Source organism: Chryseobacterium sp. OV279, assembly GCF_900128945.1.
In the GTDB taxonomy this organism is placed as follows: domain Bacteria; phylum Bacteroidota; class Bacteroidia; order Flavobacteriales; family Weeksellaceae; genus Chryseobacterium.
Genome location: NZ_FQUD01000004.1, coordinates 273,062 through 298,432, shown reverse-complemented (window position 1 = coordinate 298,432; position 25,371 = coordinate 273,062). Strand labels below are relative to the sequence as shown.

General features: G+C 39.3%; 17 protein-coding genes. 5 read left to right on the top strand and 12 right to left on the bottom strand.

The window, feature by feature from the left end; genetic code table 11:
* Positions 1–347: 347 nt before the first annotated feature.
* Together BUA72_RS18495 and BUA72_RS18490 are read left to right on the top strand one after the other, a co-directional pair.
* Entirely contained in the window at positions 348–1,178 is an 831-nt protein-coding gene (locus tag BUA72_RS18495; protein ID WP_072924496.1) for an AraC family transcriptional regulator, read from the top strand.
* A 63-nt stretch (positions 1,179–1,241) separates the two neighbouring features.
* Positions 1,242–1,877 (top strand): DUF417 family protein, encoded by a 636-nt coding sequence (locus tag BUA72_RS18490; RefSeq protein WP_072924495.1) that lies wholly within the window; start codon positions 1,242–1,244, stop codon positions 1,875–1,877.
* Between the two features lie 181 nt (positions 1,878–2,058).
* On the opposite strand, the gene BUA72_RS18485 is transcribed toward BUA72_RS18490, so the two are convergent.
* The 10 genes from BUA72_RS18485 to BUA72_RS18440 all read right to left on the bottom strand — a co-directional run bounded on the left by BUA72_RS18485 (position 2,059) and on the right by BUA72_RS18440 (position 17,349).
* Positions 2,059–3,474 (bottom strand): TolC family protein, encoded by a 1,416-nt coding sequence (locus BUA72_RS18485; RefSeq protein ID WP_072925040.1) that lies wholly within the window; start codon positions 3,472–3,474, stop codon positions 2,059–2,061.
* A complete protein-coding gene (locus BUA72_RS18480) occupies positions 3,461–6,619 on the bottom strand; it encodes an efflux RND transporter permease subunit (protein ID WP_072924493.1) in 3,159 nt (1,052 codons plus the stop codon). The genes BUA72_RS18485 and BUA72_RS18480 overlap by 14 nt, the downstream gene beginning before the upstream one ends.
* Positions 6,620–6,651: 32 nt before the next feature.
* Complete coding sequence (locus tag BUA72_RS18475) at positions 6,652–7,761, bottom strand: efflux RND transporter periplasmic adaptor subunit (protein WP_072924492.1); 1,110 nt, start codon at positions 7,759–7,761, stop codon at positions 6,652–6,654.
* Between the two features lie 390 nt (positions 7,762–8,151).
* Positions 8,152–8,919 (bottom strand): LytR/AlgR family response regulator transcription factor, encoded by a 768-nt coding sequence (locus BUA72_RS18470; protein WP_072924490.1) that lies wholly within the window; start codon positions 8,917–8,919, stop codon positions 8,152–8,154.
* Positions 8,916–10,034, bottom strand: a complete 1,119-nt coding sequence (locus tag BUA72_RS18465) for a sensor histidine kinase (protein ID WP_072924489.1) — start codon at positions 10,032–10,034, stop codon at positions 8,916–8,918. The genes BUA72_RS18470 and BUA72_RS18465 overlap by 4 nt, the downstream gene beginning before the upstream one ends.
* Positions 10,035–10,452: 418 nt before the next feature.
* Positions 10,453–11,244 (bottom strand): phosphatase PAP2 family protein, encoded by a 792-nt coding sequence (locus tag BUA72_RS18460; RefSeq protein ID WP_072924487.1) that lies wholly within the window; start codon positions 11,242–11,244, stop codon positions 10,453–10,455.
* 24 nt (positions 11,245–11,268) lie between these two features.
* Positions 11,269–13,698 (bottom strand): TonB-dependent receptor domain-containing protein, encoded by a 2,430-nt coding sequence (locus BUA72_RS18455; protein ID WP_072924486.1) that lies wholly within the window; start codon positions 13,696–13,698, stop codon positions 11,269–11,271.
* Positions 13,699–13,765: 67 nt separating this feature from the next.
* The gene (locus tag BUA72_RS18450) at positions 13,766–15,052 is read right to left on the bottom strand and encodes a sensor histidine kinase (protein WP_072924484.1); all 1,287 of its coding nucleotides are present in this window, start codon (positions 15,050–15,052) and stop codon (positions 13,766–13,768) included.
* A gap of 11 nt (positions 15,053–15,063) precedes the next feature.
* Complete coding sequence (locus BUA72_RS18445; protein ID WP_034724293.1) at positions 15,064–15,741, bottom strand: response regulator transcription factor; 678 nt, start codon at positions 15,739–15,741, stop codon at positions 15,064–15,066.
* Between the two features lie 132 nt (positions 15,742–15,873).
* Positions 15,874–17,349: a hypothetical protein gene (locus BUA72_RS18440; protein WP_139259646.1), complete on the bottom strand. Its 1,476-nt coding sequence runs from the start codon at positions 17,347–17,349 to the stop codon at positions 15,874–15,876.
* A 380-nt stretch (positions 17,350–17,729) separates the two neighbouring features.
* Between BUA72_RS18440 and BUA72_RS18435 the strand changes: the two genes are divergently transcribed.
* Complete coding sequence (locus tag BUA72_RS18435) at positions 17,730–18,881, top strand: serine hydrolase domain-containing protein (protein ID WP_072924481.1); 1,152 nt, start codon at positions 17,730–17,732, stop codon at positions 18,879–18,881.
* Between the two features lie 107 nt (positions 18,882–18,988).
* Here the strand turns inward: BUA72_RS18435 and BUA72_RS18430 are convergent, their stop codons facing one another.
* Both BUA72_RS18430 and BUA72_RS18425 read right to left on the bottom strand, forming a co-directional pair.
* Positions 18,989–20,449 (bottom strand): RagB/SusD family nutrient uptake outer membrane protein, encoded by a 1,461-nt coding sequence (locus tag BUA72_RS18430; RefSeq protein WP_072924479.1) that lies wholly within the window; start codon positions 20,447–20,449, stop codon positions 18,989–18,991.
* A 7-nt stretch (positions 20,450–20,456) separates the two neighbouring features.
* A complete protein-coding gene (locus tag BUA72_RS18425; protein ID WP_072924478.1) occupies positions 20,457–23,411 on the bottom strand; it encodes a SusC/RagA family TonB-linked outer membrane protein in 2,955 nt (984 codons plus the stop codon).
* 736 nt (positions 23,412–24,147) lie between these two features.
* On the opposite strand from BUA72_RS18425, the gene BUA72_RS18420 reads away from it, so the two are divergent.
* Together BUA72_RS18420 and BUA72_RS18415 are read left to right on the top strand one after the other, a co-directional pair.
* Positions 24,148–24,711 (top strand): hypothetical protein, encoded by a 564-nt coding sequence (locus BUA72_RS18420; RefSeq protein WP_072924476.1) that lies wholly within the window; start codon positions 24,148–24,150, stop codon positions 24,709–24,711.
* Between the two features lie 10 nt (positions 24,712–24,721).
* Positions 24,722–25,366 (top strand): hypothetical protein, encoded by a 645-nt coding sequence (locus tag BUA72_RS18415; RefSeq protein WP_072924474.1) that lies wholly within the window; start codon positions 24,722–24,724, stop codon positions 25,364–25,366.
* The last annotated feature ends 5 nt before the right edge of the window (positions 25,367–25,371 follow it).

Sequence of the window (25,371 nt, the reverse complement as noted above, 5' to 3'; positions counted from 1 at the left end):
AAAGTCTGTTTTCATTTGTGTGTTTTTCTGAAGCAAATATCAGAGCTGGAAACGACAGAACTTGACGTGTTGAAAATAAATTTCAAATTAAAGTCTGATTTTTAAGTTGAGTCTAAGGTTGAGAAACGTCAATGGTGAATTTTGCTTCGCAAGTGAATGGTGAATTTCTGAGCAGATACCAGATGTCAGACATCAGATTTCAGACAATTCAAAACCTACATCCTAAAAACTCATCACTCATCATTTATAACTCATAACCTCTCAAAACTCTCCAACACTACGGCGCTAAAACCCGCATCCCGCATCCCGAAACTCATAACTTCCCAAATATTTCCTATATTTATTCCATGTCAGTGCAAGTACAATCCTATCCCGCTTCCGATTTTCCATCAGATTTTAATACTGAAAATTATGGTGTGGTTTTACTGAAAGGAACTGGTGTCTTTTCGGTGGATCAGATCAATTATTCTTATGAAGGCTGTACCGTTCTTTTCCTGACCCCTTATCAAAAATTAAAATTGATTTCAGAAACGGATGACCCAATTTTTATTCTGTTCTTTCACGGCGATTATTACTGCATAGAGTATCATAAAGAGGAAGTGGCCTGCAATGGACTTCTTTTTAACAATATTTATCTTAATCCAAGTATTAAGCTTACCTCAGAGAATTATGAATATATTCTCGGGATTTTTGATCATATTCAATATGAGCTTTCTGAAAAACATCTTTTCTCAGAATCTATCATTAAAACATACATACAACTGATCCTGGCGATTTGCAGCAAACAAAAAAGCGGCAGTCTGGAGGAACAGATATCCACAGGACGGCTTCCCAATAAAAACGCAGCCGAATTTCAAAAATTGCTGGAACTTCATTTTAAAGACGAAAAAGAGCTTTCATTCTACAGTACAAAACTCAATATTACAAACAGTACCTTGAGTAAAGCTGTTAAGAAAGAATTTGATAAAAGCCCCAGCCAGCTCATCAATGAAAGAATCACACTGGAAGCCAAAAGACTTCTTCATTTGACGTATCGTTCAATAAAGGAGATCGCTTCAGACTTAGGATTTAGTGATGAATTTTATTTCAGTCGGTATTTCAAGAAATCGGTGGGTTGCTCCCCAAAAAAGTACCGGGAAAAAGTAGGCATTTCCATGGTGGCTAAAATGTCCATGTAATGTCCTGATATCTCTATTTTTATGCATCCTGCAGCGATATACCTTTGTCAAAAAGTAAATCAGATGCAAACAAATAAACTTTACACCCGTCTTCTTAGATTGGATTCTTATTTTCTTAATTTTTTAAGAATCTCCATATTCATAGTTATGGCCTGGATCGGAGGACTTAAGGCTTTTCAGTATGAAGCTGACGGAATTGTTCCTTTCGTAGCCAACAGTCCTTTTATGAGTTTCTTTTATAAAAACGCTGGACATAAAGTACTTAACGAAGAACAAAAACTGGTCTCAGAATATACGTTATACAAAAATCCGGAGGGAAAAACCGTAAAGAAAAATATCGACTGGCATACAGAAAACGGAACTTATGCATTTTCTTACGGATTGGGGACCATGATCATCATTATCGCTATTTTGGTATTGCTTGGAATATGGTATCCTAAGATTGGAGCTTTGGGTGGGGCTTTAACTTTCATCATGTCTTTTGTGACGCTTTCTTTTCTTGTAACAACTCCGGAAGTATACGTTCCCAATCTGGGCGGAGATTTTCCTACGCCACAATTCGGGTTTCCTTATCTGTCAGGAGCCGGACGATTGGTTTTAAAAGATATTATCATGATGACTGCCGGGCTGGTACTATTTTCAGACAGTTTAAAGAAAGTTCTCAGAAGTTCAGGCATGACCACGGCCAATCAAAACTAAACACTTAGTTTTTAAATATTTAAAGTACAAAACAACAAAAAGAAGCTCCATTTTGCAGCTTCTTTTTGTATTGAATTTGTTCAATTTTTATTTTCATATTTCAAACATTCCTGATTGGGTTTTGAAACTTATCCAGCTAACATTTATTATGTTGGAAAAACAAGTTTATTTAAAGATAAAATTAACGAGTCCCTCCTCCTAATGCTCTGTACAAATCAACTTTGGCATTGAGTTTTTCCAGAGTGACATTCACCGCTTCCAAATCATTCTGCAATTTGTTATTCTGTGCTGTAATGACTTCCAGATAGGTTGCCATTCCACTTTTATACAGTTTCAGCGCATCGTTGATTCCTTTATCTAAAATAGCCGTTCTCTGCTCCAATAATTCCAGCCTTTCAGAAGAACCTTTGGACTTAGCCATGGCATCAGAAACTTCCCCCACAGCTGTCATGACGGACTGTTTAAAACTTATTACAGCCTTCTCCTGCTCTATAACTGCCGTTTCGTACGCTGTTTTCAGCTCTTTCTTTTGAAAAATAGGAGCTGCAAGATTGGCTGCCAGCGTTTTGGTAATAGATCCCGGCAGGTCAAACCAGGTATTAAATTTGTTCGAATTCACTCCAATTTGTGGCGAAAGGCTGATGCTTGGGTACATCGCTACTTTTGCCAGACCAGTTTTTGAATTCAGACTGATCACATTGAATTCTGCCGCTTTCAGATCCGGACGGCGGCTCAATAACTGGGCAGGAATCCCTTCTGAGAGTTTATTTTCAGGAATCATTCCTGCCAGATGACCTTCTCTTTCAATGCTTCCGGGATATTCCCCGCAAAGAATGCTCAATGCATTTTCCTGAACGGAAATATTCTGTCTGGCCAGTGGAATCAATAGCTCCGCCGTTTTTTTCTGTGCTTCCGACTGCTGTACCGCCAGTGAATTGATTTGTCCGGCTTTGAACTGAAGATTCATCATCTGCAACGTGTTATTGCTTAAATCAATATTTCTCTCCGCTATTTTCAGCTGTTCATCCAGACTTATTAAATTATAGTAAGCCTGTGCCACCTGAACAATAATTCTGCTTTTTAAGGCATTCAGGTTTTCCTTCTGAGCAAAGTATCCGGCAGCAGCTGATTCTTTCTGCATTTTGGATTTCCCCCAGATATCCACTTCCCAGGAAAGTCTCAGGGAGGCGCTGAAATCATCGATGTACTTATTTCCGGTAAACTGCTCGTTAAGCGATCCGTTAAGACTGTTTTTCGAGGCCCAGCTTCTGTTGGCTCCTGCACTGAAATCAAGCGTTGGCAGCAATGCATTTTTTGCCTGTTTATAAGCGAGATCCAGCTGTTCCATATTCTTAAGTGCTATGGAAACTTCATTATTTTTAGCCAGTGCTTTCTCTATTAATCCCTGAAGTTTCTGATCTTTGAAGAAAGTTTTCCAGGGAAGTACGATGGTATCTCCGGTTACCTTTACCGGATCTCTGTATGCTGATGGGATATTGACATCCGTTCCTGCATAAGGTTTTCTTACAGCGCAGGAGGCCAATATAGAGACCAATGCGCCGTAAAAAAATATTTTATTGATGTTAAATAGTTTCATTTGATGGTTGATTTTCCAGTTTCTCATTATATTTCTTTGATGAAAACTTCTCATCCAGATATTGAAAAAACATATACAATACTGGAATGACAAAAACGCCCAGTACCACACCGCTCAGCATTCCCATCGCCGCACTTGTACTGATGGATCTGTTTCCTGAAGCCATTCCTCCTGAAGAAATCATCAGTGGGATCATTCCTACAATAAATGCCAGGGAAGTCATGATGATAGGCCGAAGTCTTGCTTTTGCTCCGTCTAGTGCAGATTCCAGAATAGACAGCCCGGATTTTCTTCTCTGAACCGCAAATTCCACGATAAGAATGGCATTTTTAGCCAGAAGTCCGATCAGCATGATCAATCCGACCTGCACGTAGATATTATTATCCAGTCCGATGGCCTTTATTCCCAGAAACGCTCCTACAACTCCCGTAGGAATGGAAAGCATTACCGCCAGAGGAAGGATGTAGCTCTCATATTGTGCCGCAAGAAGCAGATACACAAAGAGCAGACACAGTCCAAATATGGCAATGGTTTGATTTCCGGCTGATTTTTCTTCCAGACTTAATCCGGTCCATTCGTAGCTGTAATCGGAAGGAAGTTTATCCAGTGTTTTTTCCAGTTTTCCCATCAATTCTCCGTTACTTACACCTGGTTTTGGGGATACATTGATGTTCAATGAATTATAAAGATTATATCGCTGAGTGGATTCAGGTCCGTAGACTTTATGTAAGGTGATCATGGTATTGGCCGGAACCATTTGCCCCTGATTATTTTTCACGAAAATATCGTTGAAAGCCTGTTCATCCATTCTGAACATTCCATCCGCCTTGATATTAACTCTGTAAAACTTCCCAAATCTTGAAAAATTCTGAGACTGATCTCCTGAAAAGTACGTCTGAACAGTTCCCAAAAGATTAGAAATACTTACTCCCAACTGTTTGGCTTTATCTTCATCCACTTCAAGTTCCATCTGCGGATAATCTGCCCTGAACATGGTATACGCAAACCCTACTTCCGGCACTTTCATCAGCTGTCCGATAACCTCATCAGCTTTTGCTTTCAGTGCCTGAGGATCTCTTCCCATTCGGTCCTGAAGCACAATTTCTGCATCATTGGTCATCCCGTATCCTTCTACGGGTGGCATTCTGAAAGTCATTACACTTCCTTCTTTAATGGAAGCCAGCTTTTCATTGACTCCGTTTAAGATTTCATCAATATCCTGGACTTTTCCTCTTTCTTTTTTAGGTTTAAGTTTCACAAATCCCATCGCATAGGCCGGACCAGCACTGTTACTTAATAAATTGTATCCTGTGATGGATGTATTTTCATGAATTCCCTCTACATTTTTCAGGATAGCATTGATCTTGGCTGCTGTTTCAGTCGTTTTGGTCAAACCTGTTCCCGGCGGCATGCTTAAGGTGTACATGAAAAGCCCGTCATCTTCCATCGGAACGAAACTTTTTGGAGTACTGGTCATCAGCCATGCTGCCACACCGATTACACCAACAACCAAACCTCCTGCTATCCATTTGCGTCCGATCAGAAATCTTACACCGTTTACATATCGGTCGGTCATATTATTAAAACCGGCATTGAAAGCTACTGCAAATCTTTTCCCAAATCCCTTCGGATGTTCTCCGCCTTCTGAATGATTGTTTTTAATGAATACAGCACACAAAGCAGGCGTTAAAGTCAAGGCATTCACTGCTGAAATAATGATGGCAATGGCCAATGTATAGGCAAACTGCTTATAGAACATTCCCGCTGATCCGGACATAAACCCGATGGGAATAAATACGGCAGACATCACCAGAGTAATGGAAATAACCGCTCCTGTAATTTCACTCATGGCTTTATGAGTCGCTTCTTTTCCTGAAAGATCTGTTCCTTCCATATTGGAGTGAACGGCTTCTACGACGACAATAGCATCATCCACCACGATACCGATGGCCAGTACCAAAGCGAAAAGCGTCAGTACATTGATCGTAAACCCTAATACCAAAAGGAAAAAGAAGGTTCCTATAATGGCAACGGGAACTGCTATTGCCGGAATAATAGTAGATCTGAAGTCCTGCAGAAAGAGAAATACCACAATAAACACGAGAATAAATGCTTCGATCAAAGTAGATTTCACCTGTCCGGTGGCTTCATCCAGTCTTTCTTTTGTACTCATCACCTTGGAATATTTTATCCCGGGAGGAAACGATTTTGAAAGCTGTTCTATGGATTTGTCGATTCCTACTTCAATGGCGTTGGCATTAGAACCTGTCGTCTGCATAATCGCCACCGTCACAGCATTTTTCCCGTTGGAAAGGTTATCTCCACTATAAGAAAGCGACCCGAATTCTACGCGGGCGACATCTTTCAGGCGTATCACCTTGGTTCCGTCGTTTTTAACGATAATATTTTCATACTGTTCCGGTTTGTTCTTTTTTCCTTTATAGCGGATCACGTATTCCAGTGCTGCATCAGATTCCTCGCCCAATTTTCCCGGGGCAGATTCTAAACTGTGATCTGCAATAGCATTGGAGACATCAGCCGGCTCAAGGCCATACGAGGCCATTTTTTGAGGATTCAGCCAGATTCTCATGGAGTAATCTTTAATTCCGAATACCTGTGCCTGTCCTACTCCTTTTACTCTTTTGACCTGCGGAATCAGGTTGATATTGGCATAATTCTGCAGAAATGTTTCGTCATATTTGCTGTTATCATCGGTATAAATATTGAAAAGCATCACCATGCTGTTCTGCTGTTTGGAAGTTGTCAGTCCCATCCTTACCACTTCCTGAGGAAGTATCGGAGTGGCCTGCTGAACCCTGTTTTGTACGTTGACAGCGGCCTGATCTGCATTAACGCCCTGTTTGAATATGATAGAAATGGAGAAGCTTCCGTCGTTACTGGCAGTAGATTTCATGTATTCCATATCTTCCACTCCGTTGATCTGCTCTTCCAGAGGCGTTACCACAGAACGTATTACGGTTTCACTGTTTCCGCCCGGATAAGAACCCATCACGGTAATGGTGGGCGGCGAAATATCCGGGAATCTGGTCACCGCCAACTGGCTCAGTCCTATGATCCCCAATATGACAATGATCAGAGATATTACCGTTGCCAGTACCGGACGGTCTATTATCTTTTTTAACATGTTTAAATTTTCTAAGAATGAATGATTATCTATTATTTCACATCCGCTGACACCAGCGCTCCGTCTGTAAGCACGTCAATCCTGTTCACTGCGATTTTATCACCGGCTTTCACTCCGTTTTTCACGAAATAATCCTGAGATGTGCTTCCTGAAATTTCAATCGGGGACATTTTTACTTTATCCTTCCCTTCCAGTTTGTATACGAAGAATTTATCCTGAATATCTTTGACTGCCGTTTTGGGAAGCTTAACAATTCCGTCCAGAGACTGATGTAATAAAACTCTTGCAGTTCCTCCTGCTCTCAATAATTTATCCGGATTCTGGAAAACGGCTTTCATCTGAATGCTCCCCGTGTTTTTATCAAAATTCCCACTGGCATTCTCCACTTTTCCTTTGTAGGGATATTTTGAGCCATCAGCAAGGATCAGTTCTACATTTTCGGTCTGTTCTCCTGATGATGCTTTTCGGCTGTAGGTTATAAAATCTGCTTCATTCATTGAGAAGTAGACATTGACCGTATTGATATTCGAAAGTGATGTCAATGGTGCGGCATCCGACGGACTGATGAGGTTTCCTACCCTGTTTGGGATTCTTCCGATATAACCGCTTACCGGTGCTTTGATGTAGGTGAAATTGGCATTGATTCGTGATGAACCTAATGAAGATCTCGCCTGTGCTGCCTGTGCCGCTGCTGCATTATAATTGGCCTGAGCGGTTTTGAGCTGCATATCGGAAACAACTTTTCCTTCTACCAAAGGCTTTAGCTTTTCCACTTCCAGTCTTGCCGTTTCCTGAGCGGCTATAGCGGCTTTCAAAGCAGCTTCATTACTATTCACCTGCTCATTATAAACAGAAGGGTTGATTCTGAACAGGGTTTGACCTTTATTCACATACTGTCCTTCTTTAACATAAACGGCTTCCAGATATCCTGTGACCTGAGCTTTAATATCTACATTATCCTGCCCTTCAATACTTCCCGGATATCCCGCGGAAACATCTGCATCACCGGATTTCAACTGAATAAAATCTGTAGGTACCGCCGTCATCTGCTGAGCTGTTTCCTGACCGTTTCCTGAACCGCAGGAGCTAAGCCCCACAACAGCGGCTAACGACAGCACCCAATATCCTTTTTTATAATTCATAATGATCTTTTTTTTAAATTTTACACTTGCAAAATAAGCGCACAGAATAAGGATACGGATGAAGAAATCCGGTGAAACGTAATTAATCGCAGGTGAAACGTAGGCTGAGGAAAATGAAAAAATCTCTCACGAGAGATTGCAGATGTCAGATATGAGATTTTGAGGTTGAGGTTGAGGTTGAGGCAGAGATTGAGGAAAGTGAATGGTCAATTTTGCTTCGCAAGTGAATGGTGAATTTCTGAGCAGCTACCAGATGTAAGATTTCAGACAAATCCAAAACCCACGTTACATGATTCATAACTCATTATTTATACCTCATCACTTCCCGAAACTCTAAAACGCTAAAACGCTCCGACGCTCAAACCTGCACCTCGTATCCCGTACCTGATTTTAATAATCCATCCAGGACTTGAAGACAGAGGCTTTTTCTCTGCTGACAATGATTTCCATGTCAGATTGCTGTTTTCGGAGTTCCAGTTTTAGTTTTCCGTTGAAGTGGTTCAGCACCTGCTTTACCGAGTCTATGTGAATAATGAACTGCCTGTTTGCCCGGAAAAAGAATTTCGGATCAAGCTGTCTTTCGAGTTCTTCGAGAGTTTGAGGAACATTTTCTATGGCACCGGTATTCAATACGGCTTTGCTGATTCCGAGTTCTGTATAAAAATAGAGGATATCTTCAGCCAAAACGGTTTTATATCCGTCGCGGTGGGCAAGAAGGAAACGTTTTCTGTAGTCTTTGGGTTGGATATAATTCAATAGCCCCTCAATCGCTGTTCCTACGAACGGAACGGTTTCTATAAAGGTTTCATAACGCCTCAATGCGGATTCCAGCTCATCTTCGTCTATGGGTTTAAGAAGATAATCTATGCTGTTGTATTTAAAAGCCTGTACGGCGTATTCGTCATAAGCTGTTGTAAAAATCACCGGGCTGCGGATGTCAAATTTATTAAAGATCTCAAAGCTAAGACCGTCTGCCAAACGCACATCCATCATGATCATATCGGGAGCCGAATGATGATTCAGCCATTCCACTGCTGAGGTAATGGATTCTTCTACCGACATGATTTCCACGTGAGGCCTCAGTTTTAAAAGAAGCCTTTTCAATCGGTCTGCATTCAATTTTTCATCTTCGATGATTAAAATCTTAGTAATCTTCATATCAGGGGAAGTTTTACAATGAATTTGTTTTCTGTCTTTTCTATTTCCGGCTTTCCGTAGCCTAAAATCTCATATCTGGCTTTGATATTTCTAAGCCCGACACCGGAAGAATCCGGTTTATTGATCAGGGGCAGAAAGGTATTCGCAACGACCAGTTCTCCGGTCGGAAGCGTATAGACTTCTATTTCCAGCGGATTTGTTTTTGAGGTTTGATTATGTTTAATGGCATTTTCAACCAACAGCTGAAGAGACAGCGGAACGGTATGCATTTTCCGGTGTTCTTCGCGGACATCAATCTTAAATATAACGCCGTCTCCGATTCTCTTTTCAATCAGAAAAATATAGGATTCCAGAAACTTCAATTCTTCTTCTACAACAATGACATCTTTCCTGGAATTGACGAGAAGATAGCGGTAGACTCTTGCAAATTTCTCTGAATATTCATAGCCCAGCTGCTGATCTTCCAGAATGAGTTCAGAAAGCACACTGAGATTATTAAAGATAAAATGGGGATCTATCTGTAGTTTAAGGGCCTGAAGCTCTGCAGCCATTGCGGCCTGTTTATGTTTTGAAGCTCTGAGTTTATGCTGGGCAGCTTCTTCTGCGGTTTTTTTCCAGTTTTCGAGCAGATAATCAACGGTATTAAAAGCACTGATAATCAATGATATCATGATATTCGTCGCGACCCACTGACCTAAAAGTGTGAATTCCTTACGGTAATCAAGTTTGGAGAGGTTTTCTGTGGTACTTTCTATGATAAAATTGACGATGATGATGATGAGTACACTCCCTACAATCTGGATAACACACTGGATGAGAAGTCTTTTCACTGTTCTGTTGCTCCAGGGAAGAAGTTTATTAAGCGTCCTGTCGATGAATATACTCACCTCTGACAGAAGGATGGAGAAAAGAATTACCCACAAGAAATCTTCTACCATAAGCTGCCACGGACCATTGAGATAATCCATCCATGCAGGATCAAACGGGTCAATCAGGTAGGAAAAAATATAGAAGGTAATAATAGCCACCAGCCAAATCACCAGCCTTCTTTTTGCGGTGGAGATAATTTTCCTGTTTCGGGTTATTTTTTTTCTGATCTTGCCAATCCTGTTCATATTCGGGACTTTGTAAGTGTAAATATAAAAATTGATTTGATAGGAAATCTTTCTATTTTGAACGAGCCCGCGAAAACAGCAGATGAAACGTACCATAAGCCGTTTGGAATGTACCTCAACGTTTCATCATCAAAAAAATACATTTCATCACCTTATTCAGTCACATCACCCTCTTTTTTATAAAGAAGAGAGTCTTCTCATCCTAATTTTGCCATATTGAATTTGAAAGATGAAAAATTTTCACCTCATCAAAAAATATCAAATAATAAATGCCTCATACTATCAATCCCCAAACATAGATTAAGTTCAATAGAAATCTGAAAATATTTGAATTATCCTTTTGCCTTAACGGGCTAAATTTTACACTTAATCTTGTTAGTAAGGCCCGGCAATTGCCGGGCCTTTATTTGGTTTGATCTTAAAAAGTTTTGACAATTCCTATTCCTATGCTTTTATCCTGATAGAAAGGCATGATCATGGTCGCCGTATTTTTGTTTTTACCTTTTAACAGGGTATTGATTTTAGGAAAAAGCCAGTAGGCAAGTTCTGTGGAAAGAATCCCAAATCCAGCCCCTGCAACTACATCTCCTACCCAGTGTTTATCATTCAGCATCCGGTAGGCTCCTGTAAAAACAGCAATAGGATATCCGGATAAACTCAGCCAGAAATTGGTGTCTTTATACTCCCGGAACATAAACTGAGCGGAAGAAAAAGCGGCCGCCGTGTGCCCTGACGGAAAGGAAAGATTATTAGACTGATCGGGTCTTTCTTCTTTCACAATATGCTTCAAAGGAAGTGTAATGGCTGCTGATATGATCTGGGATGTCGCATAAATAATGGTCCGGTCCCTGAAATTATGTTTCCCTTTAATTCCTGCTGCATTTAAGCCATAGACCAGAACTGCCGGTGCATATTGTGTATAATTATCCAACCTGATATGATCCGGTTTGTGCTCATTGATTTCGTCCCTGGTAGAAAAGTTGAGCTGCTTCAGATCTTTTACCGTTAAGCTGGCCACTCCATAACTGATAAAAGCGGCTGGGATGATCAAGCTTTTATAGTTTAAAACAGGCTTTTGATTATTCAGTGTAACCGCACTGTCCTGCTGAGGTTTCTGCACCTGAACCGAATCATTTTGGGCGGCGAGTCTGCCATATGCTGACAATAAAACAATACAGCAGACCGTTATTTTCTGATGAACAATTGACATTTTGATCGTAGTATTAGTTGGTTATTAAAATTTATAGCTGTACCCTAGTCTTACGACCTGTGTTTCGTAATAATCATCGCTTGTGTACTTAAATCCTGAGCCCTGAATCTGTTTCTTAATCACCATTGTATTCAAAAGATCCGATGCGTTCAGGAATAATTCTCCTTTCCCATTCTGAATAGATTTTTTCACCCCCATATCTATTGAAAATCTTGACTTTATCTTCCCCTGCGGAATAATATCCGGAGCTAAATAAACAGCAGTAAGCTGGGCATCAAATCCTTTAGAAAATTTGAATGTATTGTTGAATTTTAAGTTTCCGGAAACCGCCGTTTGTCTGCCCGCTGAGAAAACAACAGGCTGCGGATAGAGATTTTCCACCGAAAAAGCATTGATCTGATTACGGTACAGATTTCCATTGACATTGAATGAATACACCTTCGATACTTTCTGATTCCAGATCATTTCCAAACCTGAATTGTAGCTTTTTCCTGCATTCTGAAATACAGCATAGATTAAATTACTTTGTGGTGCCGTACTGGAAATCCTGGTAATCGTTCCATCTGCAAAACGATGGTATAAAGCTGAGTACAGATACCCATTATCCCAATTGTATTTATGTCCCATCTCTATTGAGTTGGTAAACTGAGGCCTAAGACCAGGGTTTCCTACTTTAATAATTTCGGCGTCATCATATTTCGGAAAAATCCTGATATCTACTTCGTTAGGGCGGTCTACTCTTCTGTTATAAAATATGGACAGTTTATTATGACCATTAAGCTTATAGGCTAATCTCAAATTGGGAAACGGCTGTGTATAATTATAACTGTCGCTTTTGTAAGTAGGATGGTTGGGATTGACATCATACTGAACTTTTACATATTCAAGTCGTACCCCAAGTTCTGCTTCCCATTTTTCATTTTCGAAAATATAATTTCCATAAACGGCCGGAATTAATTCTTTATAAGTTGCTTTTCCTCCTGCATTGACATCCAGAACGGAGTTGGTTCCCGGTATAAAATTCATATCGGTAGGAATACTTCTGCTCCTAAGTTTGACTCCTGCCTCGATGCGCCCGTATTTCAAAGGTTTTACGTAATCTACATTGAAATCATACACCTGTTCATCGGATAAAAGTTTAAAAGCATCCGTTCCTGTAGAAGCCGGCAGATAATTGTCATAAAAGTATTTTTCATCTTCCCTGTGGAATGTATAATTGAATCCTACGTTTAACAAATGTCCTGCTTCTTTAAATTTATGCTGATAGGCTGCCGTAGCCATCACGGTCGTTTTCAATTCATCTTCCAGAAACTGCCAAAAGCGTAGACGTTGGGAATAATCTCTATTGAAAAAAGGCTGATCACCACGGTCTATAATCTTTTCACTTCCGTAAAGTCCGGAAACCGTCAATGTATTTTGAGCGTCAATATTCCAGTCTATTCCTGCTTTGGTGGTGAGATAATTCGTGTTCCGGTTTCTTTTTAACTGTGAATTAATGACCGTTCCATCATCATAAGTTCTGGTTACAAATTCATTTTTATTAAGAGTCTGCGTATATAAATTATCTGCCTGCAAAAAGACATTGACCTTATCTTTTCTGTAGTTAAGGGAAACCGATGGATTGATTTTCGGTGTTAAAGTATATTGCGTTCTTATGGTTGGCAGATTCTGCTTTCTTTCCCAAAGCGAGCCTAGTCCGGCGGTAAATCCTACTTTTCCATTCCAGCCGTTCTGCTTGTTTTTCTTCATGATAATGTTAATGATCCCCGCATTACCGTTCGCATCGTACTTTGAAGACGGATTGTTGATGATTTCTATTTTATCAATGGCCGAGGATGGAATGTTATCCAGTTCTGTCTGACTTCCAAAACCCGTCAGTGCGGTTTGTTTACCATCTATTAAAACCGTGACCTTATCATTTCCGCGCAGCTGTACTTTCCCGTCCTGAACGGTAATTCCCGGTAAATTCTGCATGCTTTGCAAAACAGATCCTCCGCTCTGGCTGATATTATCTGCAACGGAATAGGTCTTTTTATCAAGTTGGCTGCTTATTTCGTTCTTTTTCGAAGCTGATACCACCACTTCTTCAATTTTCGTTTCCGTTACTCCCTGATTCTGATCCAGTTCAATGGGCGGAATTTCCAGAAACTCAGAAAGGCTTCCGATGAAAAGAGGCTGAGCCTGTGTATGATATCCGGAAAGAGAAATTTCCAGTTTGTAATTTCCCGGTTTTATATTGGCCAGTGAAAATCTGCCCTCTTCATTAGTGATCGTTCCCGCCACAAATGCGGTGTCTTTTTCAGTTTTTGCCAATATATTCACATAGGCCAAAGCCGATTTGTTGGTTTTATCCTTAACGATACCTGAAATGGTGACAGAAGATATCTGTGCAAACGAAAAATTAATAAACAGCAGTGAAATAAACAGTGAAAAAATTAAACTCCTTTTTTGCATGAGTAGGTGTCTTTAAGATTAATTAATGACACAAAATTCCAACCCGATTTAGAAGAAATTTAGAATTTTAGAGGGACACAGAAAAAATATGGTGATTATTTTCAAATCTGTAGGACACTTTCCATCCGTGGAATGTGCAAATCTCTTTGATAATAGCCAACCCCAGGCCGCTTCCGCCACTTTCTGAAGATAGTTTGGAAAATCTTTTAAACAAAAGATCGCCATTCAGTGGTTCTGTCCCGGAATTGGCCACTTCAAAAACTGAATGGGTCAGTTTCATTGAGATTGAACCATGAACCGGCGTATGACGAATGGCATTTAGCAGTAAATTATTGATCAGGATTTCAATCAGGCTGCTGTTTCCATTCACCTGCACCTGTGATGAATTGTATTCCTCAACCGAAATATTTTTCTGTTCAAAGTGTTCCTCTACCGCCTCCATACTTTGTTCTAAGATAACGTCAAACCGAATCTCCTCCGAATTATCAAACTGGTTGTTTTCTATCTTGGCAAGGAGTAAAAGATTTTTGTTGATCCGGGAACTTCTCGTTAAAGCCTTATTCATTTCCTCAGCAATCCGGTATTGTTTTTCTGTGAGATCTTCACTTTGCAATAAAATATCTAATTTATTTTTTAGAATGGCTAAAGGCGTCTGTAATTCGTGGGACGCGTTTTCTGTAAATTCTTTCTGGGTTTTGTACACCGAAATATTGTGCTCGATCAATTTGCTCAACGACTGATTTAATTCTTCAAACTCAGCAGTATCGGTTGGGTCAAATTCAATTTTAGTCTGACTGTTCAGATTAAATTTCTTTAATTTCTCCAAAGTATCCCTGAATGGCTTCCATACCGAATCCGAAAGTTTTCTGTTGATGAACAAAAGCCCTAAAACAATCATGATAAAGAAGAAAACGGTCGTTATGGCAATAACCACAATGGTTTCCTGAGATTCTTCGATATTGGTTTCAACGGTAAAACGGAATGGTTTGTTATTAACGTAAATAATGGTTGAAAGTGTTCTGAAACGGTCAATATTAGGTTCTTTGGTATAGGATTTCTGTTTTTCAAAAGTATAAATACTGTCTTTTAACAAGTCGCCTTTTTTTATATCCTGAATATCCGTTCCGGGTTGGATGCTGTTCCAGAGTTTTATACTTTCGGCCAGTTTCTGATCTGTCAGTTTTAATCGGTTGAGTTCGTAGGCCGTTTTCTCAGCGATAATCTTATTGTGCTCATCCAGTTCCGCTTTCCAGATGGTATCCACCACCAGATAATATACAGGAATACTGATGACCAGTACACAAAGTACATAGATCAGGAAAGGTTTTGTGATTTTGCTTAATAATGGTTTCATAGGTCCGTTATTTAATTACTTTCCCATTTATATCCCGTTCCGTACACTGTTTTCAGATAATGATCGCAGCCGGCGTCATATAATTTCTTCTTCAGATTTTTCACATGGGCATATACAAAATCATGATTGTCCAGCATATCTGCAAAATCTCCCGAAAGATGCTCTGCTAAAGTACTTTTAGAAATCACTCTGTTTTTGTTTCCAATAAAATAAATGAGTAAATCAAATTCTTTTTTGGTGAGGATGATGGTCTGATCATTCACGGAAACTGTTTTTGCGAGCAGATCAATCTGCAATTCATTCTGCTTGATAATATTGGAGTTGCTGAACTGCTTCCTGCGGATGATAGAATAAATCCTGGCCATCAGTTCTGAAAGATGAAAAGGTTTGGTGAGATAATCATCGGCTCCCAGCTGCAGCCCTTTTATTTTGTCGTCCAAAGCATTTTTAGCGGAGATAATGATCACACCGTCCTGCTTGTTCTGCTTTTTAAGTTCTTCTAAAATAGTAAGCCCGTTGCCATCCGGCAGCGTGATATCCAGCAGAATACAGTCATAATGAAAAGCTTCAATTTTACGCATCGCCTCACTGAATGTGGCTGCAAATTCGCACAAATAGTTTTCTTCCGAAAGGTATTCGGAGATGCTTTTCGCCAGCTCGGTTTCGTCTTCTATGATCAGTAACTTCATGGTGCAAATCTAAATACTCAATTTTGAAGAAATTTTGAATTAATATAAAAAGAATATTTTATTTTGCACCTATCTTACTGAAAAAGACCCGACAATTGCCGGGTCTTATATTAAAAATTAAAACAGGTCAGATTACGGACAGCCGTATATCGTTTGCTTGAAACTCCCGTTTACCCCATCCGATGTTCCTACTTCATGCTGTACCGTGAAGGAAGACAATGCTGCTGTTGCGTAGGTATTGGTATTATACATTCCCATATGCCTTTCTACTCTTTTCTGATTGGTATTTGATCTGCATTCGTACTCATTCGGCAGATAAATAGGATCTAAACAAAAACTGGAACTGAACGAAGAATTGAATTGTCCCTGATACAGCGTACCCTGTACAAATTTGACACAAAGGGTGGTGCTTTTATCTTTTCTTCTGTTCCAGTTGCCATTACCGTCAATGTGATGTAATTCTGTCCAGCCAGCCAGGGATGATCTGTTTCCACCAATAGGAAAAGGATGCCAGTTGTAATAATCTATTTTTCCTCTCAATACATTCGATGAGTTAATCACCATATCCTGTAATCCTCCCTTTGTTGCCATTGAACATGATTGATCCATCGACCTCACATAAACATTATAGGTCTGAACCACATTCCATGCGCTTGCATTACTGTATGGACTGATTGACTTTACTTTCACTGTAGGATGATAAGTGGTATTTGTAGCTGGATAAACGTGTTCTACAACCGGTAAAATGTACTGATTAGGAAAAAGCATAAATTCCGCGGCAGCATTGGTCCCATCATTAAATTCAATTCTGTATCTGGCCTGTTGGGAAACCGACAGACGGCTTAATGTAAATCCTTCAAATCTTACTTTCCCAGGACTTCCGCAAGTGAAATTTTCATAAACTGTACCGCTTAATCTGAAAATCTGAACAGGAATAGGTGTTCCTCTTATCCCTTTGGCATTCGCAAAATCAACGGTTCCAAACTCCCTTTGTACATTTTTAGCAGAAGAAACTGATATAATTTCCCTGGCCAGATCGAGCTCTAATAGCTGTTCCAATGAAGGATTATCTCCCAATGCTTCTACTTTTTTCAGCACTTCAGGATGATCTGCCTTTACGGAAACTATAAATTCAGGATTGATATACTTTAACACATAATTCCCCACTTTTACTTCTCTGTTTACATTTAAAATAGAGCGGAGGATATTGGAAGTGATCCAGTGTTCTTCGGGAATTTCCTGATAGGAACTCCAGCCGATCGCATTTTTCTGTTCAAATTTTGCAAAAGCATCTGCTCTCAGGGAATTCAGACCCATAACCTGTTCTACTTCCATTAAAAAATCATTTTCACTCATTTCATCATTGGGTGTAGACGCTACATCTGTCAGGTAATCGTAGTAACAATAGAATTGTTTCTCATCGGTAAATTCCAGCATTCCATTGTAGATGGACGGTGCGGAACAGGGTAATGAGACCTTTGATGAGGTCTTTTTTAATAATAACTCATTGTCTGCTTTCTTATTTTGCTGAAGCTCATCTTCACAACTCCAGAGAAAAAACAGTGAACACAGTATCACTATATACTGCTTTTTGAAAATTGGTTTCATATACATATTCTTTGTCTGAAATTACTTCTTGCTGTAAAATCCCACAATCAGGACTTATTAAGTGTATATTGATTTTAATTAAGTGTAGGAAAAATAGGGTTAGCTGTTTTTAGTGAACAGAATCATTACACCTGGAGAAATTCTTTTGAGAAAGCTATACAATATAAACCGACCAGTCTCTTCTTACAGAATTAAAAATTTATTAAAATAACAATGGATCAGCGTTCGGTTTTTCTTAATACATTAGCGTAAAATAATCCTATATAAGAAAGCTTTAAAACGAGATAAAAAACTGAGCGACCATGTTCATATCCTCATTTTAATCATTAATATTTTGCCTTTAAATTTAAACATCCATTTAAAAAATATTAAAATTTCTTATGAAAAAACTAAGGTTTATCGCCGCGGCAATAGCCGTTTTTACTTTAACCAATTCCTGTGAAGACGAAAATACATCCGTCCCATCTGTTACAACTCCCTCTAATTCCGACCAGTATCAGAAGATTGTAGATCAGTTTATGGCTGCCGGAGCTGTAGGGGTAAGCATCGCTGTCATTTCACCTGAAGGAACCTGGTCAGGGACCGGAGGAAAGGCCGACCGGGAGAAAAATATCGCCATGAGCCCCGACAGGAAACTACGGATCGGGAGTATGACCAAGATGTTTGCAGCGACCACAATTCTGAAATTACAGGAGGAAGGTCTTCTCAACATTAAGGATAAAATTAATAAATACCTTCCCAAAAGTATCACAGACCATATTGCAAATGCCAATGAAGTGACCATCGAGCAATGTCTCAATCACAGATCAGGTATCCGAAATTATCTGCAGGATATTTCAGCCGGTGTTTTTGATGGCAGTATCGCGAATTATTCGGCAGCACAAACGCTTAGTCTTATTTACGATAAACCGGCAGATGACCCTATTGGAAGCGGATATTACAGCAACTCCAATTATCTTCTGCTCTCTTTAATTATCACGAAGGTTACGGGAAAATCTTCTTACGAGGTCGTGAAGCAGAAGATTATCAATCCACTGGGTTTGCTTGACACCTCTGCCAGTACTCTACTTCCTGAAAAACTCACCCGCTCTTACTATACGGAAGATCCGGCAGGAAACAGTCTGAATGACGTCACTCAAATAGACAATAACGGAATTGGAGGCCAGGATGCTTTAGATGGCGGAATGATCTCTACAGCCTCTGATGTCACAAGATTTGTAGAAGCTTTAATAACCGAAAAGCTTCTTTCTCCTGCGTCCATGCAACAGCTGGAAACTTTCGTTGATAATGATCCCACTCGCCTGGAGCCTGATCTGAAGTATAATAAACAGTATGGCCTTGGCCTGATGAAGCTGGAAACTGATCAGGGAGTCGCTTTGGGACATGATGGACATGTCTTTGGATTTGGCGGAAGGGCCTATTACTTCCCCAAACAAAAAACTACGGTTTGTATCTTGCTAAACACCTGGTCTCCAAAGGTGGTGGCGGTACTTAATGCAAAGGCTACTTTGAATTTGTTTTTTAAGAATTAAAAGATAAGTTTCAGAATAAGATATCTAAAAAACCGGAGCCTATAATGACTCCGGTTTTTATGTTTTTAATCACCATCCATTTTAAAACAAATCTGAGATCTGTCTTATCAATTCTGTATAATCTGCGGATTGTTATTGATCTCTTTGTTCGGAATCTGGAATATGAATTTATCCGGTGAAAGGTTCAACCTTCCGAACGTATGATTGGTTCCCGTGTATATTCTTTCCAAAGGAGTTCCCAGTCTTTTCATATCAAACCAGGCGTATCCTTCGCCCCAAAGCTCAATTCTTTTTTGGAGAATAATTTCATTAATCAACTCGTTTCCTGTTTTGACGGATAAGGTGTAAGCACTGTTTCTTTTCGAAGTGATTTCATATAAAACCTGTCGGGCTTCGGCTTCTTTTCCCTGTCTCGCCAACGCTTCAGCTTCTGTATAATAAAGTGAGGACGCTCTGATGTAGATATAATCTCCTTCAAAAAGCGTAGGATCTTTAAATTTCCAGTTCACATAAGCAGGATAGTTTTTCGTTTTTGTATTAAAGGTATAGGCAGCGCTCTGGCTTCCATTGAATACCTTTTTACGGTAATCGGTGTTGGGTATCGCATCATAAAGACGTTTGTCAATCAGCTTGTAAATTTTTGCTGCACCGGCGTAGCCTTCGTTGGTATTATCAAACATAGAGAAGAAAGAAGCATAATAGTTTCCAATACTCATGGTAGATACCGTGTTATGAAAACCCCATAAAACCTCAGGATTATTGATATTTGAGAATCCGGTTGTGGTATAATCATTTTCCGTCATCAGTGCGATTCCCTGTTTGCTTTCATTGGCGTATTTTCCGGCTCTGGTATAATCTCCCGTTTCCAGATATATTTCAGAAGCAATGGCTTTCGCTGTTCTTTGATCGATCTGAGCTCTGGACGGACGTGCATACGTATCCAAAAGAACAATAGATTCTTCAATATCTCTTTTAATCTGAATATAAACATCTGAAACCGACGACCTTGCAAGGCCCAGACTTTGGTTACTGCTCGTCAGTACCAACGGAAGACCCGGAGCTGACTGATTGTCTTTGTAGCTTTTAGCATAAAAACGAACCAGATAAAAATAAGAATATGCTCTCAGGGCAAGCAACTGTCCTTTGATGGCTGCATTATTGTTTTTGGTGTCGCTTTTTAAATCATCAAGGAGTTTATTGATCACAAATATCCTTGCATAAAAAGTGGTCCACACAAATTCAGATGCAGAATTACTCGCATTGGTCGCTTCATAATTATAGAACATTCCCAGATGCTGATTGGTGGCCTGTATCACATCATTGGACATCAGATCTGATCCTCCTTTGATGGCCATAATTCCAAAGTCAGAATGTGCTGTAGAACCTCCGGCCCCGTTACTGCGGAGATCCAGATAGATTCCGCCCAGTATTTTTTCGGGTTTGGACTGGTCGGTACTTAACTGTTCACCGGAAATATCGCCTTCCGGAAGTGTATTTAGATCATTGGCACAGCTGTTTGTGATCACGCTGATGGATAAAGCTGCTATAAAATATTTTATTGTTTTCATCTGTTTTTTAAAAGTTTAATTTGAAGCCTAAAGAAACGCTTGACAGCAATGAATATCGGTATGCATCTGATACTCCGGTTAAGGACGCTCTCGGATCATATCCTTTTCTTTTAGACCATAAATAAAGATTGTTTCCTGTGACATATACTTTCAGGCCTGATAGACCAGCCTGTTGTGCAAAACTCTCCGGCAGCTGATACGATAAAGTAACATCCTGAAGACTGACGTAGTCCGATTTAATAAGATACAGCGTAGAATTCCCGTTCTGATTGGTTGAGGTCAGATCTACTCTTGGCAGGGCTGCATTCGGGTTTTCCGGTGTCCAGGTTTTGCTCAAATCCGTTGAATAATTGGAAGCATAGGTATCTGAATGGAATAAAGATCTATAGATGTCATCATAGCCGTAGCCTCCGAACTGGTAGGCAAAATTAACCGCCAGACTGATCCCTTTATACGTAAAATCTGTCCCGAAACCACCATATACTTTAGGAATCGCTGATTTTCCAGTGTTATAATCAGTAGCCTCTTTATAATTATTGGTAATCGTTCTTTCCTCTCTTTGTGTCGCTGGGTTAAATATTGTTTTATACCATTGTGCATCCCCGTTTCCAGGATTTACACCTGCAAATTCTTTCAGATAGTAAGTATATCTGTCACCACCTTCTGACAGAATAAACAGACCGCTTACAAGACCTGTATTTCGCTGCTCGGCAGGCAGTTTGGTGATTTTATTTTTGTAATGAGTCGCATTTCCGTATACATTCCACTGGAGCTGCTCTGAACGGAGAATTTCCAGATTCAGATTGGCCTGAACTCCTTTGTTGATCATATCTCCAATGTTTCCGTATTTTATAAACGAACCTGCGTTGGATGGAGGCAAAGGAAGCGCATAGATCATATCTGAAACTTTTCTCTCAAAATAATCTGCATTCAGATTAATTCTGTTTTTTAGAAGGGAAATTTCAAATCCGGCATTGAGGTTTTTAGAGGTTTCCCATTTCAGATCTTTATTTCCCTGTTTTTTAAGGGACAGAACTGGTTTGTCATCTCCAAAATTATTGATTCCGTAGATATCCTGATAAGCATAATAATCCCTTGCAGAACCGTCCAGCAAAATATTATCATTTCCCTGCTGCCCATACGAAGCTTTTAGTCTTAATGAATTGATGACTGTATTATCTTTAAGGAAATCTTCTTTAGCCACATTCCAGGCTACGCCCAAACCGTAAAAATTACCCCATCTGCTCTCCGGAGAAAATACGGAAGAACCGTCTCTTCTGATATTGGCATTGAAGAAATATTTGCTGTCATAATTATAGAGCAATCTCGTAAAATAGCCTTCTACAGCATATTCATAGCCATTTCCGGATAAATCGGTGATTCTTACCGCATTATCAAAAGACAGCGAATTGGGTAATAAGAGTTGCTGTTTGGTTCCTGAAAAACCGTCACTTTTTATTTTATTCAATTCATGTCCCGCCAGAATATTGAAGCTGTGTTTATCGAATTTTTTCTGATACGTCAACAATTGCTGATGGTTTAAGGTATATTTAAAAACAGACCCCATATTGATATTCCCTCCTACCGATGAAGAAGTTCCTCCCAATGTGTTTCCGAACTGAAGATTTTTTGTATTTTCCAGATAACCTCCGAAATTGTAGGTGAAGTCTAATCCTTTGATAATTTCATAGTTCAGTCCTAAATTAATATTCGTTATATTATTGGTTGTCTGAGATTTATCATACTGAAGGTTTCCTACAGGATTTTCAAAAACGGCATAAGATCTTGTAGCTCCGTTGGGCCCCTGCCCGTCTCCATAATCGTATAATACCTGCCCGGTATTGTCATACAGAATATTGTAATTGTCATCTCTCAGAAAAACAGGATAGAAAGGCGCTATATTTCTCGCAAACTGAAACGGATTCGAGAAGCCTCCTGTTTCTCCAAAATCCTGTTTGCTGTATGTATAGGAAAGACTGCTGGTCAATTTTAATTTGGAAGTAATGGTATAATCCAGATTGGACCTTATCCCAAATCTTTCAAATCCTGATCCAATAAGATATCCCTTATCATCCAGGTAATTTAATGAAGTATAAGATTTTACCTGATCGCTGTTTGCCGTAATTCCTATGCTGCCTTCTCTCCTTAATCCCGGCTTAAATATCAGTTTTTTCCAGTTGTCCTGGTATAATAATTTGGCATCCGGATTAAAGACTCCATCCTTTCCTATCAGTTGGCTAAAAGGTACACTATAAGCATTATACCCCAATTTATTTAAAGCTGCAAGGCCTACATCATGAGGACTTGTTCCGGAAGAAACCGCTCCCGGCTGCGTTAATCTTGCCACTTCACCCACTCTTGCACGGTTATAATACGCAGTATAATAATCCTGTGGCGATGTATACACCGAATAGTCTTCAATCGATCTGAAATTCACTCCGGTTTTCACATCTGCCTCGATGTGGAGACCTTTGGATTTACCTCTTTTCGTATTCACGATAATCACGCCGTTTGCCCCTCTGGAGCCATACAGAGCATTAGACGAAGCATCTTCAAGAAAAGAAATGCTCTCGATATCCGACCCCGGAATGCTGTTCAGGTTTCCGTTGTAAGGAATTCCATCAAGAACAATGAGTGGGTCACTCGATGCATTAATGGAACCTATTCCCCTCATTCTGATGACAGGCTGTGATCCCGGCTGACCGGATGATATCACCTGTACTCCAGCTACTTTCCCTCCAAGTCCCTGAAGGATATTTCCATTTTGAAGATTGGCCAGATCTTTGGTTTTCAGTGACTGTACCGATCCTGTTATTTCCTCTTTTTTCTGTTTTCCAAAAGCAACTACTACCACTTCCTTGATGGCCTGTTCTTTCGAAATACTGTCCTTTTCCTGTGCAAAGGCAAATTCTGCAACCAGAATCAGGGCCAATGCACCGATTTTACATTGTGTTCTCCTCATTATATGAATTTTAGATTTAAAGTTGAATGAATGCTTTCCTGTTTTTCCTTCCGGTCAGGGAACAAGAATCCCCCTCTCCCCTTTTCAGGGAGATTGTCAGATAGAAAATGTTTGAAACCGACAGGAGATTACCTGTCTTAAGAAATTTTGAAATTACTTCTCCTTAATTCCTACAGCAATGTCTGTGTTTTAGAAGCTTACGCCTTGGTCATCATCTCGCACATCATACCATCAAAACACATATTGCGAATGATAAATTGATGTTGTAAAAGGCATACATTTCCACAACAATTCTGAGTGAATATCCCAGCTTTATTGATGCATAAGTAAGAATTAACTGAATTTTTATTCATGAGAATAAATTTTAACTTTTTTTAACTGTGTCAAAAGTATTTAATTATTCACGAACTCAATCAAGTGAACGTATGAGATAAATCATATAAGCCTACTAAATTAGTAGACTATTAAAAATACATAAACGATTTGTGAATTAATTGTAGGTCTCTTTATGTAAAAACGCCTCAATATATTTTTAGAAGCAGCTGTATCGCTTTTCCAGTTTCAGAGATAATCTTCTGAAAACCGCACTGGATCAGTATTGTTCTAAAATGATTTATCTTGCTGAAAATCAAAACAAATTGTTGTAAATTTATTAAGCGTAAAAACAGTGTTTTCCCCCTTTTGTAGAGTTAAGCAGTTCCCTAATTTTGCTTTATAAAATTAAAAACCATAAAAAATGAACACTCCTTTTCTATTCAAAAATCTAAGACCGCTTCTGGCTGTTCTTATTTTAAGTTTTTGCACGTTAAGCTGCACCCGCTGCTCCAACCCGCCTACAGAGCCTGTAAGTGACAGCTATAAAAAGAAGCTGATCAGCTACAAGGAAGGCAAGATCCTTTATGATGAATACACCGTAACCAACAATGCCGTTCTCACCAAATACCGAAACGGAGATCCCGATTCCCGCTGGTACTGGTTTTCTGTAGAAGATCTTGAGGGCTATCTTAAATATGTAAAGGAAACTGCCAAAAAACAGAATCTGAAGAACCCAGGGATCCGAATTTACATGGGAAAATATCCTGTAAATCATCCTAAAAACAAAATGGCCAAGCCAGAGTATGCCGGCTATCAAACCATCTTTTTAGTTCCTACTGCTAAGAATCTGAAAAGAGATTCCGCAGGAAATATGTCAAGAATGATGAGAACTACAGATGAAAATTTAAATGTAAAGGAAATGGAAGTTCTGAATATGACCAATCTCGCTCCTCCCCCTAAAGTTTCCACCGCAGATATGCCATAAAAATAAAGTCATGAACTGGAATATAGAAATCGGGAAGCAAATCACCATGGTCATCTCCATTTTAGTGATGGTTTTAATGGTCATTAAATACAGAAAAATAGGGAAAGAGAATTTATTTTTTATTGTTGGGTACATATTATTTACAGTAATTGATATTTTTTGTTATTTCTATTTTATATCCACCAACCTTTCTACTGAAATATTTTTCGTGATTGGCTTTTTAATGATTGTATTTTTCCTCTATTTGCTGTATTATTTTCAATTGCTTTATTGGCCAGTTCTGAAAAAGATTCAGTTGATCCTGTTGATCCTTTTTGTAATCAATATTATCGTGATGTTTTATATAGAGGACGATCTCCTGCATCATTTTTCATTTAATATGCTGTATACGGATATCCTTTTACTGATGTTTTCCATTATTTTATTTTTATATCAGACTTTTAATTCCGATAAAATACTGGATCTTAATAATTATCTGCCCTTCTGGATTTCAGTTTCTTTACTGATTTTATTTATTGGTAGTATTCCTATTTTATATTTCAGAACCACCGTATCCCAGCATATTTATTTCTTTATCTTATTTATGCTAAACCTTATCAGTAACGGAATACTTGTCCTGGGACTAATTTGGAACAAACAGGAGAAGCTCAGATAAACATC

Bases quoted from the DNA above. Each gene is read 5' to 3' on its own strand.
- BUA72_RS18495 (WP_072924496.1), top strand. From the start codon at position 348: ATGTCAGTGCAAGTACAATCCTATCCCGCTTCCGATTTTCCATCAGAT.
- BUA72_RS18490 (WP_072924495.1), top strand. From the start codon at position 1,242: ATGCAAACAAATAAACTTTACACCCGTCTTCTTAGATTGGATTCTTAT.
- BUA72_RS18485 (WP_072925040.1), bottom strand. From the start codon at position 3,474: ATGAAACTATTTAACATCAATAAAATATTTTTTTACGGCGCATTGGTC.
- BUA72_RS18480 (WP_072924493.1), bottom strand. From the start codon at position 6,619: ATGTTAAAAAAGATAATAGACCGTCCGGTACTGGCAACGGTAATATCT.
- BUA72_RS18475 (WP_072924492.1), bottom strand. From the start codon at position 7,761: ATGAATTATAAAAAAGGATATTGGGTGCTGTCGTTAGCCGCTGTTGTG.
- BUA72_RS18470 (WP_072924490.1), bottom strand. From the start codon at position 8,919: ATGAAGATTACTAAGATTTTAATCATCGAAGATGAAAAATTGAATGCA.
- BUA72_RS18465 (WP_072924489.1), bottom strand. From the start codon at position 10,034: ATGAACAGGATTGGCAAGATCAGAAAAAAAATAACCCGAAACAGGAAA.
- BUA72_RS18460 (WP_072924487.1), bottom strand. From the start codon at position 11,244: ATGTCAATTGTTCATCAGAAAATAACGGTCTGCTGTATTGTTTTATTG.
- BUA72_RS18455 (WP_072924486.1), bottom strand. From the start codon at position 13,698: ATGCAAAAAAGGAGTTTAATTTTTTCACTGTTTATTTCACTGCTGTTT.
- BUA72_RS18450 (WP_072924484.1), bottom strand. From the start codon at position 15,052: ATGAAACCATTATTAAGCAAAATCACAAAACCTTTCCTGATCTATGTA.
- BUA72_RS18445 (WP_034724293.1), bottom strand. From the start codon at position 15,741: ATGAAGTTACTGATCATAGAAGACGAAACCGAGCTGGCGAAAAGCATC.
- BUA72_RS18440 (WP_139259646.1), bottom strand. From the start codon at position 17,349: ATGAAACCAATTTTCAAAAAGCAGTATATAGTGATACTGTGTTCACTG.
- BUA72_RS18435 (WP_072924481.1), top strand. From the start codon at position 17,730: ATGAAAAAACTAAGGTTTATCGCCGCGGCAATAGCCGTTTTTACTTTA.
- BUA72_RS18430 (WP_072924479.1), bottom strand. From the start codon at position 20,449: ATGAAAACAATAAAATATTTTATAGCAGCTTTATCCATCAGCGTGATC.
- BUA72_RS18425 (WP_072924478.1), bottom strand. From the start codon at position 23,411: ATGAGGAGAACACAATGTAAAATCGGTGCATTGGCCCTGATTCTGGTT.
- BUA72_RS18420 (WP_072924476.1), top strand. From the start codon at position 24,148: ATGAACACTCCTTTTCTATTCAAAAATCTAAGACCGCTTCTGGCTGTT.
- BUA72_RS18415 (WP_072924474.1), top strand. From the start codon at position 24,722: ATGAACTGGAATATAGAAATCGGGAAGCAAATCACCATGGTCATCTCC.